Genomic DNA, 12676 nt, shown 5'->3' with positions numbered 1-12676 from the left:
CACACAAGGGTTAACCCGGTCTTGCTTGGCTTGCGAGGGTGTGGGTGCTGCATTACAAATACGCGGGCCAGGGGAGAGTAAGCATCCGAACAGCACACCATGCCCGAGAACATCGATACGAAGCGCACCATTTTTGCCAAGACCGCCTTGGGCCAGCAGCAGATCCAGACGCGCGACCTGGGACTTTCACCGATCGTGCGCCGCGCCCTGGTGCTGGTGGATGGCAAACGCACCGCCGACGAGCTGTCGGTCTTCCTCGTGGGCAAGGGCGACATCGCAGAGGTGCTGGAGCAGCTTCTGCAGCTGGGTTGCATTGAAGCCGTCGGTCAGGCCCCCGCCGCAACAACGTCCAGGGCGGCCGCGTCCCATGAGCGGATGGCGGCGGCTCACACCGCAGGCGAGCCGGACGACACCGGGGCAGACCTGGCGGGGCTTCCGCCGGCGGACAGCCGCAGCGCCCAGGACAACGAGATGGCGCGCAACTTCATGATCAATTCGATCAACGCCATCATCGGGCAGAACATGCGCGTCACCCTGGTCACCAACATCTTCCAGGCGCAGGGATCGGAAGGCCTGCGCAAGGTTTACCGCGACTGGGAAACCAGCATGGCGGGGCACAGCGCCGGTGCCCGCAGACTGCCAGAGCTGCGCGAGAAGCTGTTCAAGATTCTGTGAGCGACCCGCCGCCCTGAGGCAGGCCGTCAACGAACACCTTGAGTTCCCCGGGCTCGAACGCGGTCCATTGCTCGTCGCTGGTCAGCGGTGTGGTGACGATCACGGCCGCGCGGTCGCCGGGCTGGTTGACCTCGGCGAAGTTGACCGTCCAGTCGTGGTCCATCAGCGTGGCCTTGGAGAACGGGTACTGGCGCACCAGATAGTGGAGTTTCGTGCTGCAGTGCGCCCACATCGCCTCGCCGTTGGACAGCAGGAAGTTGAAGGTGCCGAAGCGGGTGACCTGCGGGATCAGTTCGCGCAGGGTGTGCGTCAGCTCCTCGACGCTGGGCAGGCTGGCGTGCGACTTGGCCAGTTCCTGCATCAGCCAGCAGAAGGCGCGCTCGCTGTCGGTGGTGCCGACCGGGCGGAACGCGCTGTGCAGCTTGGGGAAATAGTCCTTGAGGTCGCCATTGTGGGCGAACACCCAGTGCCGGCCCCAGAGCTCGCGCGTGAAGGGATGGGCGTTCTCCAGGCTCACCTCGCCGATGGTGGCCTTGCGCACGTGGGCGACGATGTTCCTGCTCTTGAGCGGGTAGCTGCGCAGGAACTCGGCCATGCGCGAGTTGGCCGCGCTCTCGTGGTCGATGAACAGCCGCAGGCCCCGGCCCTCGAAGAAGGCGATGCCCCAGCCATCCGCGTGGTGGTCGGTGGCACCACCGCGCCGGCAGAAGCCGGTAAAGCTGAAGGATGCGTCGGTCGGGGTGGCGCAGTTGAGGGCGAGCAGCTGGCACATCCGACTATTGTCCGGCAGCCTTCCCGGTTTTTGCACGCATTTTCACGGCGGCCCCGATGGCAAGCGCACAAATGGCTGCGACCATGAAAAACGTCTCGTTGAACGGCGCGAGGTGGCCGGGCGCGGTGTTGCCCGGGACCAGCTTGAGGCCGTGCGCCGCGGTTCGCCACTCCAGCACGATGCCGCACAGGCTCACCCCCGCGGCGCCACCCAGCATGCGCAGGAAGTTGATGGCGCTGGCGCCCTGCGGGATCTGTGCACGTGCCAGACCGCGCATCGCCCCGACGTTCAGCGAGGGCAGGATGAAGCCAAGACCGAGCCGGCCCAGGATGGCCCAGGCCACCAACAGGGTGAGGGTCTGGGCGCGGTGGTCGGTGTCGATGGTAGGCATCAGCGCGAACGAGCAGGCCAGCAACAGCAGGCCGATGCTCACCAGGCGGTGGGCCGGCTGGCGGTCCGAGATCCGGCCCACGACGGCGATGGTCACGGCCAGCACCAGGCCGGCGGGCAGCAGGATGGTGCCGACGAACGACGCCGACAGGCCCAGGCCCATCTGCATGTAGACCGGCAGCAGGTAGGTCGAGCCGAACAGCGCGACGCCGTAGATGAAGGCCACGATGCTGCCCATTGCGAAGCGCCGGTCGCGGAACAGCGAGAGGTTCAGCAGCGGGTCCGTGCCCTCGTGGGGGTGGCGGGCGCGCGCCAGCAGCATGCGCCGCTGCAGCGCCACGAAGACCAGCAGCGCCAGCGCGGCCCCGCCCAGCAGCCCGGCCGCCGCGAGGGGCGTGCCGCCCTTGAGCTCCACCAGGCCGTTGAGCAGGCACAGCGTGCCGGCCGTGGCCAGCAGCAGGCCGCGCCAGTCCAGCGCGGCGCCCTGCGGATTGGGGGCGGCACCGCCGGGGGCGGTGGTCGGCACGAAGCGCCGTGCCATCCACAGCGAGGCCAGGCAGAACGGCACCACCAGGAAGAAGATGGAGCGCCAGCCGAAGGCGTCGACCAGCAGGCCACCGATGGACGGGCCCAGCGCCGGCGCCAGCACCACGCCCATGCCGAAAATGCCGCTGGCGCGGCCCTGTTCCTGGGAGTCGAAGGCGCGCAGGATGATGATGGCCGGGATCGGCTGCACCACGCCCGCGGCCAGCCCTTCGGCCACGCGCGCGGCCAGCACCAGCGGGTAGTGCTGTGCGAAGCCGCCCACCAGGCCGCCGACCAGCAGCAGCCACATGCAGCCGGTGTAGGTGCGGCGGTAGCCATAGCGCGTCAGCAGCCAGGGCGTGGTGAGCATGGACACCGTCATCGCCGCCATGAAGCCCGAGGAGGCCCACTGCGCGCGCTCCTGGCCGAGTGCGAAGTGGTGGCTCATGTCGGGGATGGCCACGTTGACGATGGTCGAGGACATGACCGAGGCCATGGTGCCGACCATCACCGAGAGCAGCAGCAGCCAGCGGTAGCGCGGCCCGTGGCGTTCGCGCAGGGCGGCGATGGAATGAGGGTCGGGTGGTGTGTTCATGGGGGCGGGTCCAGGCGGCAGCTTATCGGGTTTGTCGGTGCCCGGCGTCGCCGGGGGCATGCCGCGTACCATTGCCGGAACCCGCGCGCGGCACTCAGGCCGGTGCGGCCCGCAATGCGCCTCTTGCTGGTGGAAGACGACTCGATGATCGGCGAATCGGTGCTCGACCTGTTGCGCGCCGAGCAGTACGCCGTGGACTGGGTGCGCGACGGCGACGCTGCTGATACGGCCCTGCGCACCCAGGACTACGACCTGGTGCTGCTCGACCTCGGCCTGCCGCGGCAGGACGGCCTGTCGGTGCTGCGCCGGCTGCGCGCACGCCGTTCCCGCGTGCCGGTGCTGATCGCCACCGCCCGCGACGCCCTGGCCCAGCGCGTCGAAGGCCTGGACGCCGGGGCCGACGACTACGTGGTCAAACCCTATGAGATGGACGAGCTGCTGGCGCGCATTCGCGCCCTGCTGCGCCGCGCCTCGGGCCGGGCGGAGCCGGTCTACGAGCACCAGGGCGTGTGCATCAACCCGGCCACGCGCGAGGTCACGGTGAATGGCGAACCGGTGGTGCTCTCGGGGCGCGAGTGGGCGGTGCTGGAGCCGCTGCTGGCGCGGCCCGGGATGGTGCTCTCGCGCGCGCAGCTGGAAGAAAAGCTCTACGACTGGAAGCACGAGATCAGCTCCAACGCGGTCGAGGTCTACATCCACGGCCTGCGCAAGAAGCTGGGCGCCGACCTGATCCAGAACGTGCGCGGCGTCGGCTACCTGGTGCCCAGGGCATGAGGCTGCGCTGGCCCACCTCCCTGCGCGCCCGCCTGCTGGTGTTCGTGCTGCTGGCCATCCTGGCCACCGCGCTGCTGCAGGCCGCCCTGGCCTGGCGCGCGGCGCGGGCCGAGGCCGACGCCCTGTTCGACTACCAGATGCGCCAGACCGCCCAGACCCTGCGCGCCGGCCTGCCCGAGGGCCTGGCCACCGGCGTGCTGCCGGTGCCGCCGTCGCAGCAGGACTTCGACTTCGTGCTGCAGATCTGGTCGGTCGACGGCTCGCTGCTGCTGCGCTCGGCCGACCGGCCCGAACTGCCCGCACGCGCGGTGCTGGGCTTTGCCGACGTGGTGGCGCATGGCACCACCTACCGCGTCTATTCGGTCATCACCGGTGGCCTGGTGATCCAGGTGGCGCAGGACATGGCGGTGCGCCGGCGCATGGCCGGCGACCTGGCGCTGCGCACGGCCGCGCCGGTGCTGTGGCTGGCGCCGGTCCTGATGCTGGCCGTGGGCTGGCTGGTGCGCCGCACCCTGGCCCCGGTGGCGCGGGTGCGCGAGCAGGTGGCCGCGCGCAGTGCCGACGACCTGGCGCCGCTGGCCGGGCAGGACCTGCCCGACGAGGTCCGCCCGCTGGTGCAGGAGTTCAACGGCCTGCTGCAGCGCCTGGGCCAGGCCTTTGAGGTGCAGCAGCGCTTCGTGGCCGACGCGGCCCACGAGCTGCGCTCGCCGCTGGCGGCGCTCAAGCTGCAGGTGCAGGGCCTGCGCCGCGCCGAGGGCGTCGAGACCCGCGAGCGCGCATTGCAGCGGCTGGACGCCGGCATCGACCGCGCCACCCGGCTGGTCGGCCAGCTGATGGAGCTGGCGCGCCAGCAGGCGCGGCAGGCCGAGGGCGCCCCGGCCGCGCCGCTGGACCTGGCGGCGCTGGCGAGGTCGGTGATCGGCGAGGCGGTGGCCGATGCCCAGGCCCGCTCGCAGGCGCTGGGGCTGTCGGGCCTGGAGACGGCGATGGTGACGGGCCATGCCGACGCGCTGCGCCTGCTGCTGCGCAACCTGATCGAAAACGCCATCAAGTACGCGCCGGCCGCTGGCCGCATCGAGGTCGGTGTGCTGGCCGGCGAAGCAGCGGGCAGGGTGGCGCTGGTGGTGGAGGACAGCGGCCCGGGCATTCCCGAGGCCGAGCGCACGCGCGTGCTCGACCGCTTCTACCGCCTGCCCGACGCGCCTTCCACCGGCAGCGGCCTGGGGCTGGCCATCGCGCAGTCGGTGGCGCAGATGCACGGCGGCGCGCTGCGGCTGGACGCCTCACCCACGCTGGGCGGCCTGCGCGTGCGGCTGGAGCTGCCTGCGGCCTGATCAGGCCAGCGCGCTGGCCAGCACGTTCACCGCCAGCGCCAGCACGGTGAGGTTGAAGGCGAACGACAGCAGGCCGTGCCCCGTGGCCAGCCGGCGCAGCGAGCGCTCGGTGATGGCGACGTCCGAGACCTGCGAGGTCATGCCGATCACCGCGCTGAAGTAGAAGAAGTCCAGGTAGTCGGGCGCCTCACCGCCCGGAAACGCGAGGCCGCCCACATGCGGGCGGTCATGCCCGTCCGGCCGGTAGTAGCGCCGCGCGTAGTGCAGCGCGAACACGCTCTGGATCAGCAGCCAGGCGCCCATCAGCGACAGCACCATCAGCGCCAGGTGGGCCATGCGTGGCGCGCCGCGCAGGTGGGCGCCGGCGTCGGCGGCGATGGCCACGGCCACCAGACAGGCCAGCCCCGCCAGCGTGACCAGCACGAACAGCATGGCCGCGCCCGGGTCTTCCCACTGGGCGCGGCGCCGCGTGTCGGCGGCGTTGAGGCGGTGGGCGAGGTGGGCCATCAGCCCCAGGTAGGTGCAGCAGTACGCGACCCAGCCACAGAGCAGGGCGGTACCGGCCGGCGCCGCCACCAGCCGCGCCACCGCCAGACCGGTCAGCACCCCGGGCAGCAGCGCCAGCGCCTGGCGTTCCAGGGCGCTGAAGCGGGCCGACCAGTGCAGGCCGTGCAGCGGGCGCGATCTCATGCGGCCAGTGTGCCACTGCCGCCCGATTAAGCCCCGTCTAAGTGAACGCGCCCACATTCTTGGCCAGTCCAACCCATTTCACAGGAGCGATCATGCAACTCAACACCCTCACCCCCACCCGTCTGGTGCTGGCCTTGGCGGCCGCCGGAGCGATCGGCGGTGCCGGCGCCAGCTGGCTGCACGGTTCGCACGCCAGCGCCGCCGCCCCTGCGCCGACCGCAGTGGTGGCCGCTGCGCCCGTCTCCAGCGCCGGCCAGGCCGACTTCGCCAGCATCGCCGAGCGCCACGGCGCGGCGGTGGTCAACATCAGCGTCAGCGGCATGAAGAAGGTGTCCGACGAGGAGCGGGCCGGCGTGCCCGGCCTCGACCCGCGCGACCCGTTCTACGATTTTTTCCGCAACTTCCCGGGGTACGCCGGGCCGCGCGGCGGCGCCACGGAGCAGCCGGTGCGTGGCCAGGGCTCGGGCTTCATCGTCAGCAGCGACGGCCTGATCCTGACCAACGCCCACGTGGTGCAGGACGCCAGCGAGGTCACCGTCAAGCTCACGGACCGGCGCGAGTTCCAGGCCAAGGTGCTTGGGGCCGACCCGCGCACCGACGTGGCGGTGCTGCGCATCGACGCGAAGAACCTGCCCGTGGTGCCGCTGGGCAGCTCCCGCTCGATGCGGCCCGGCGAGTGGGTGCTGGCCATCGGCTCGCCCTACGGCTTCGAGAACAGCGTGACCGTCGGCGTGGTCAGCGCCAAGGGCCGCTCGCTGCCCGACGACAGCCTGGTGCCCTTCATCCAGACCGACGTGGCGATCAACCCCGGCAACTCGGGCGGGCCGCTGTTCAATGCGCGCGGCGAGGTGGTGGGCATCAACTCGCAGATTTACAGCCGCTCGGGCGGTTACCAGGGCCTGTCCTTTGCCATTCCGATCGAGGTGGCCAGCAAGGTGCGCGACCAGATCGTCGCCACCGGCAAGGCCAGCCATGCGCGGCTGGGCGTGACGGTGCAGGAGGTGAACCAGGCGCTGGCCGACTCCTTCAAGCTCGACAAGCCCGAGGGCGCCCTGGTCTCGGGTGTCGAACCCGGCGGCCCGGCGGCGCAGGCCGGGCTGAAGACCGGCGACGTGATCCTGAGCGTCAACGGCCAGCCCATCGTCTCGTCGGCCGACCTGCCGGCCTACATTGGCCAGGCCAGCCCGGGCGAGAAGGTCACGCTCGAACTCGCACGCCAGGGGAAACGCGAAACCCTCAGCGCGCAGCTGGGCGATGCGGGCGACAAGAAGGCCGAGGTGGCCCAGACCGACAAGGCCGCAAGCCAGGGTCGCCTGGGGCTGGCGCTGCGGCCGCTGCAGCCGCAGGAAAAGCGCGAGGCGGGTGTGGACGGCGGCCTGGTGATCGAGGACGTGGCCGGTGCCTCGGCCCGCGCCGGTGTGCAGCCGGGTGATCTGCTGGTGGCGGTCAACGGCACGCCGGTGACCAGCATCGACCAGGTGCGTGCGGCGGTGGCCAGGGCCCAGAAGTCGGTGGCGCTGCTGATCCAGCGCGACGGCGACCGCATCTTCGTGCCGGTGAAACTGGGCTGATGGTGCCCGGCACCGCGGGCGCGCGGTGTGCCGGGTTCAGGGCCCGAGACCTTCACCGGCGAAGCGCGCCACACAGGCGGCACAGATGCAGGCCTTGCCTTCGGCTTCCTGAGGCAGCCGGGCCAGCAGGTCGGGCGGGAACGCGGTACCGACGCACCAGCAGGGCGGCTGGGGCTGGCCGGTTGCGCGTTCGAGCTCCATCGCGCAGCGGTTGTCGCCGCCGCAGAGCGGGCAGCGGGTGGGGTCGGAGGTGGGTGTGGTCTGCATGGAAAAGGCCGGTTCTGATCAGTGTAGTCATCCACGCCCTGTGGTACTTTTTGCACTGCTCTGTTCAAGGTCTTCCATGTCGCCCCTGTCACCCTTTCCCCTTCTTGTGTCGTTCGTGCTTGCACTCGCCGTTGGCGGCGCGGCTGCGGCCGATCCGCGCACTGTTCCCCACTCCATGGACCAGCGCGTCCAGGCCTGCACCCTCTGCCACGGCAAAGAAGGCCGCGCCACGCCGGGAGGCTTCTTCCCGCGCATCGCGGGCAAGCCGGCCGACTACCTCTACCACCAGCTGCTGAACTTCCGCGACGGCCGGCGCAACAACGACGGCATGCGCTACCTGCTGGACCACCTGAGCGACGACTACCTGCGCCTGATCGCGCAGCACTTTGCATCGCTGGACCTGCCCTACCCGCCACCGCTGCCGCCGCAGGGCAGCGCCGCCGATCTGGCCCGCGGCGAGGCGCTGGTGCGCCGCGGCGACCCGGCGCGTGATCTGCCGGCCTGCACCGCCTGCCACGGCGCGGCCATGACCGGTGTGCGGCCCGCCGTGCCAGGCCTGCTGGGCCTGCCGCGCGACTACCTGATCGGCCAGCTCGGCGCCTGGCAGACCGGTCTGCGCAAGGCCTTCGCACCCGACTGCATGGCCCATGTGGCGCAGCGCCTCTCGCCCACCGATGTGGCGGCCGTGGCCAGTTGGCTCGCCGCGCAGCCGCTGCCGGCCGACACCCATCCGGCCGCGCCCACCACCGAGCCGCTGCCGCTGCGCTGCGGGCTGACGCCGCCCGCGCCGGGAGTCGCGAAATGAGCCGCCGCCCCCTGCGCTGGATCGCCGCTGTCTTCGTCGCGGGCCTGGCCCTGCTCGGCGCCGTGGTCGGTGTGGAAATGCACGCCCCCGCGCTGCCACCGTCGACAGAGGCCGTGCCCGCCGACCCCACGCTGCTCGCACGCGGCGCCGAACTGGCGCGCGCCGGCAACTGCATGGCCTGCCACACCGAGCGCGGGGGCGCACCCTATGCGGGCGGTCGCCGCATCAGCACGCCCTTCGGCGACCTGTTCGCCGGCAACCTCACGCCCGACGCCGAGACCGGTCTGGGCGCCTGGTCGCAGCAGGCCTTCCAGCGCGCGCTGCACGAAGGCCGCTCGCGCGACGGCCGGCTGCTCTACCCGGCTTTTCCCTACGCGCACTTCACACGCCTGACCGATGATGACGTGGCCGCGCTCTGGGCCCACCTGCGCAGCCTGGCGCCGGTGCGCCAGCCCAACACGCCGCATGCGCTGCGCTTCCCCTACGGCACCCAGCCCGCGCTCGCGGTCTGGCGCGTGCTGTTCTTCGAACCCGGGCGCTTCCGGCCCGACGCCACGCAGAGCGCCGAGTGGAACCGCGGCGCCTATCTGGTCAACGGCGTCGCCCACTGCGCCGCCTGCCACGGCACGCGCAACGCCTGGGGCGCGACCACCGAGGCCTTCGGCGGCGAGCGCCTGCCCGATGGCCGCTGGTTCGCACCCTCGCTGCTCGACCCGCGCCAGGCGGGCGTGCAGGATTGGCCGGTGGAGCGCGTGGCGGCGCTGTTGAAGAACGGCAGCGCCCCCGGCGCGAGCGTGGCCGGGCCGATGGCCGAGGTGGTGTTCCACGGCACCCAGCACCTGCCCGAGGCCGATGTGAATGCGATGGCGGGCTACCTGAAGAGCCTGCCGGTGCAAGGCCGCAAGCCACCGGCCTTCAAGCGCGCCGACGGCTCGCTGCTGGAGGCCGGCGGACGCCTGTACCGGCAGCACTGCGCCGACTGCCACGGCGAACAGGGCGAGGGCCGCCAGGGCATGTACCCGCCGCTGGCCGGCAACCGCGTGGTCACCATGGACGACCCGACCAACGCGCTGCAGGCCATCGTCGGTGGCGGCTTCGCGCCGTCCACACCGGGTCACCCGCATCCCTACGGCATGCCGCCGTTCCGCACCCTGCTGCAGGACGCCGAGATCGCCGCGGTGGCAAGCTTCCTGCGCCAGAGCTGGGGCCACCAGGCGAACCCGGTGAACCCGCTGGACGTGCAGCGCGTGCGCTGAGGGGGGTTAGCCGATGCGGAACTGGCCCACGGTGCGGGCCAGGCGCTCGGCCTGATCCTGCAGACCGCTGGCCGCAGCGGCGCTTTCCTCGACCAGCGCGGCGTTCTGCTGGGTCATCTGGTCCAGGTTGCCGATGGCCATGCCCACCTGCTCAATGCCCGATCGCTGTTGGGACGAGGCGGTGGCGATCTCCTGCATCATCTGCGAGACGCGCCGCACGTTCTGCACGATCTCCTGCATCACCTCGCCGGTGCGCCCCACCAGGGCGGAGCCGGCCTCGACGCTTTCGACCGAGCGACCGATCAGCTGCTTGATCTCCTTGGCCGCTTCGGCGCTGCGCTGCGCCAGGTTGCGCACCTCGCCGGCCACCACGGCGAATCCCCGGCCCTGTTCGCCGGCGCGGGCCGCTTCCACCGCCGCATTCAGCGCCAGGATGTTGGTCTGGAAGGCGATGCCATCGATCACCGAGATGATGTCGTTGATCTTGCGCGAGCTGTGGGTGATGGCTTCCATGCTGGCCACCACCTGGCCCACCACTTCGCCACCCTTTTCGGCCGAGGCGGCCGCGCCGCCGGCAATCTGGTTGGCCTCCTGGGCCGACTGCGCCGATTGCGCCACCGCCGAGGTCATTTCCTCCATGGTGGCCGAGGTCTGCTGCAGGCTGGAGGCGGCCGACTCCGTGCGCGACGACAGGTCGTGGTTGCCGCTGGCGATCTCGCGTGACGCTTCATGCACGGCGTCGCTGGTGGCGCGGATGTCGCGCAGCGTGGCCTGGATCTTGTCGACAAAGGCGTTGAAGCCCTGGGCAATGCGCGCCAGCTCGTCGTGCCCGCTCGCGTCCAGCCGCTTGGTCAGGTCACCGTCGCCCGAGGCCACGTCCTGCATGGCCGCCTGCAGGCGGTCCAGGCGCTGGAGCGAACGCGCGACCACCACACCCGCCAGCAGCACGGCCGCCACGGTCACCACCACAGCCCCGATCAGGGACTGCAGCAGGAAGTTCGACACCGAGGCCAGCGCTTCGCCCTTGTGCAGCGAGATCACCAGCTTCCAGTTGGTGCCCGCCACCGGCACCGCGGTCAACAGGCGGGCGGTGCCGCCGATGTCCACCTCGGTCAGGTCGGCGCCCAGCGCCGCCACCGCCGCCGGGGTCAGCGCAGGGCTCAGGCTGGACGCCTCCTTGAGCACCAGATCCAGGTTGCTGTGCACCATCACCTTGCCTTCGGCCGACAGCACGAAGGCATCGCTCGACGGCGTGGGTTTGATGGCGGTCACGGCCGCGGCCACCACGTCCATGAACACGTCGCCGGCGGCCACCGCCCGCGTGTCGCTGCCGTTGCGGTCGGCCACCGCGAAGGTCATGACCAGCTTCTTGCTGCCCGCATCCACATAGGGTTCGGTCAGCACCACGCCCTGGCCATTGGCCGCCTGCAGGTACCAGGGCCGTCCGGTCGGGTCCCAGTCGGGCGGCAGGTTCTGCGGGCTCGAGAAGATCGCCCTTTTTTCCTGGTAGCCGATGTAGGTGGTGTCGAAGAACCCGCTCCTGACCGCCTGGGTGAGCGCCGGCATGGGGTCTTCCACCTGGGTGGCGGGCAACAGCGCACCCACCACGGCCGACTTGCTGGCGACCCACTGACCGATGCCCTCGGCGCGCGCCAGGGCCAGACTTTGCGCCGAGGCGTTCACCGATGCCCGGGTGGTCGAGCGCAGGCTCAGGAAGTTGAAGGTGCTGACGACGACCAGGCTGACCACCACCAGCACGGCGACCGTCAGGACCAGGCGGGCCTTGATCGACAGGCGAAGAAATTTTGACGAAGCTGGGACCACGTTGACCTCATTGGACGGAAACATCGCATCTGATGAATGCGTTGGACGGCCTGGCCTGGTAGGCGAGACCTCGGGGTTGTTCATGATCGGACAAAGTCCAGCGGCACTTGAGCCCGAACAGACGGGCGGATCCCCTCCTTTTCGCCGCGCCGGCGCCACTTCGTGCAGCGTGTGGTGCCGGCCGATGTTCAAAAGCCGCTGAGCAGCGCCTCGCCCCAGTCCCAGGGCCCGGTCAGCGTCAGCCGGATCTCGGTCCAGCTGCCGTCCTCGTGCACCTGGGTGTCGGCGTCCCAGGCGCCGCCTTCGTCCAGCGGGCCGCGCGGTCCCGGCGCCTCGCGCTGCGCGCGCGCCAGCACCGCGTCCACCTCGGCCATCACCGCCGGCAGGTCGGCGCGGCGCACGCTGGCCACGGCCTCCCAGCTGCCGGTGCCTTCGCCATCGTCGGCGGCGTCGAAGATCAGGTAATTCAGGGCCATGGGTGGTTCCGGGTTCAGCGCATGGCGTCCAGCGTGCGCGCAATCTCGCCGCCGCAGGCCGTGCGGTTGCGCGCGTACTCCTCGGGCGTGTCGATCTCGCGGTGGCGCTGCAGCGTGTGCTTCATCTGCGCGTCGACCCAGGGCAGCCACTGCTCGCGGATGTGGCGGGTCAGGCGCTCCTGCAGCTCCTTGGGTTCGCCGTAGTAGATCTTGTTGCCGAAGGACTGCCGCATGCCCTCGCGCATGCGCTCGGCCGCTGCCGATAGCGTGAGCTGGTTGACCTGCACGTGGCGCATCTCGTGGGCCAGGATGTGGCGGTGCGCGCAGCTGCCTTCCTCGAACTCGCTGGCCACCGACACCACGTGCGGGTCCAGGCTGAGCGTGACGGTGATGGCCGGGCGCATGCACACCAGCCGCTCGCGCGGGTGGCTCAGCGTGGGGCTGCGGAAGGCGATGCGCGTGCCCAGCTGCAACTCGGTCAGGCCCAGGGTGAAGGCGTGTTCCTGCGGCAGGCGCTGGACCTGCATCAGGTCGGCGATGCTGCGGTCGTTGCGGTGGCGCACGGGGGCCGGTTCGGCGTTCACCTCGATCACCGTGGGCGGCAGCTGCGCCTCACACTGGGCCTGCCACCGGACGGACGGCTGCTGGGCCAGCGCCGGAGCGGGCAGCAGGGACAGGCTCAAGGCGAGGGTCAGTGGCAGGGCGAAGGGCAGGCGCATGGC

At 71.0% G+C, this 12676-nt stretch carries 13 protein-coding genes; 6 read left to right on the top strand and 7 right to left on the bottom strand.

Annotated elements, in window-relative coordinates; translation table 11 throughout:
- The first annotated feature begins 99 nt into the window (after positions 1-99).
- Positions 100-675: a hypothetical protein gene (locus HPS01S_RS13305; protein WP_066156825.1), complete on the top strand. Its 576-nt coding sequence runs from the start codon at positions 100-102 to the stop codon at positions 673-675.
- On the opposite strand, the gene HPS01S_RS13300 is transcribed toward HPS01S_RS13305, so the two are convergent.
- Positions 662-1447: a class II glutamine amidotransferase gene (locus HPS01S_RS13300; protein ID WP_066156823.1), complete on the bottom strand. Its 786-nt coding sequence runs from the start codon at positions 1445-1447 to the stop codon at positions 662-664. The genes HPS01S_RS13305 and HPS01S_RS13300 overlap by 14 nt on opposite strands.
- Positions 1448-1451: 4 nt before the next feature.
- Entirely contained in the window at positions 1452-2957 is a 1506-nt protein-coding gene (locus tag HPS01S_RS13295) for an MFS transporter (protein WP_066156821.1), read from the bottom strand.
- Between the two features lie 114 nt (positions 2958-3071).
- Between HPS01S_RS13295 and HPS01S_RS13290 the strand changes: the two genes are divergently transcribed.
- On the top strand, positions 3072-3731 hold the full coding sequence (locus tag HPS01S_RS13290) for a response regulator (protein ID WP_066156818.1): 660 nt from the start codon (positions 3072-3074) through the stop codon (positions 3729-3731).
- Positions 3728-5065, top strand: a complete 1338-nt coding sequence (locus HPS01S_RS13285) for an ATP-binding protein (RefSeq protein ID WP_066156816.1) — start codon at positions 3728-3730, stop codon at positions 5063-5065. Before HPS01S_RS13290 ends, HPS01S_RS13285 begins: the two co-directional genes overlap by 4 nt.
- Here HPS01S_RS13285 and HPS01S_RS13280 read toward each other — a convergent pair whose 3' ends face one another.
- Entirely contained in the window at positions 5066-5755 is a 690-nt protein-coding gene (locus HPS01S_RS13280) for a DUF1345 domain-containing protein (protein WP_066156811.1), read from the bottom strand.
- 92 nt (positions 5756-5847) lie between these two features.
- Here HPS01S_RS13280 and HPS01S_RS13275 point away from each other — a divergent pair, with 92 nt between their 5' ends.
- The gene (locus HPS01S_RS13275) at positions 5848-7326 is read left to right on the top strand and encodes a DegQ family serine endoprotease (protein WP_066156808.1); all 1479 of its coding nucleotides are present in this window, start codon (positions 5848-5850) and stop codon (positions 7324-7326) included.
- Positions 7327-7362: 36 nt separating this feature from the next.
- On the opposite strand, the gene HPS01S_RS13270 is transcribed toward HPS01S_RS13275, so the two are convergent.
- Positions 7363-7593, bottom strand: coding sequence for a cysteine-rich CWC family protein (locus tag HPS01S_RS13270; RefSeq protein WP_066156806.1), 231 nt, complete (start codon positions 7591-7593; stop codon positions 7363-7365).
- A gap of 76 nt (positions 7594-7669) precedes the next feature.
- Here HPS01S_RS13270 and HPS01S_RS13265 point away from each other — a divergent pair, with 76 nt between their 5' ends.
- Entirely contained in the window at positions 7670-8398 is a 729-nt protein-coding gene (locus HPS01S_RS13265) for a c-type cytochrome (RefSeq protein ID WP_084397361.1), read from the top strand.
- A complete protein-coding gene (locus HPS01S_RS13260; RefSeq protein WP_066156800.1) occupies positions 8395-9654 on the top strand; it encodes a cytochrome c in 1260 nt (419 codons plus the stop codon). The genes HPS01S_RS13265 and HPS01S_RS13260 overlap by 4 nt, the downstream gene beginning before the upstream one ends.
- A 6-nt stretch (positions 9655-9660) precedes the next feature.
- On the opposite strand, the gene HPS01S_RS13255 is transcribed toward HPS01S_RS13260, so the two are convergent.
- From HPS01S_RS13255 to HPS01S_RS13245, 3 genes are all read right to left on the bottom strand, one after another.
- On the bottom strand, positions 9661-11502 hold the full coding sequence (locus HPS01S_RS13255) for a methyl-accepting chemotaxis protein (RefSeq protein ID WP_066156797.1): 1842 nt from the start codon (positions 11500-11502) through the stop codon (positions 9661-9663).
- Between the two features lie 164 nt (positions 11503-11666).
- Entirely contained in the window at positions 11667-11954 is a 288-nt protein-coding gene (locus HPS01S_RS13250) for a hypothetical protein (RefSeq protein ID WP_066156794.1), read from the bottom strand.
- 14 nt (positions 11955-11968) lie between these two features.
- The gene (locus HPS01S_RS13245) at positions 11969-12673 is read right to left on the bottom strand and encodes a hypothetical protein (RefSeq protein WP_066156791.1); all 705 of its coding nucleotides are present in this window, start codon (positions 12671-12673) and stop codon (positions 11969-11971) included.
- Between the last annotated feature and the right edge of the window lie 3 nt (positions 12674-12676).

The organism is Hydrogenophaga pseudoflava NBRC 102511, assembly GCF_001592285.1.
GTDB classification, from domain to species: Bacteria; Pseudomonadota; Gammaproteobacteria; order Burkholderiales; family Burkholderiaceae_C; genus Hydrogenophaga; species Hydrogenophaga pseudoflava.
The sequence above is the reverse complement of the archived record's forward strand: the minus strand, read 5'-3'. Positions and strand labels throughout refer to the sequence as shown.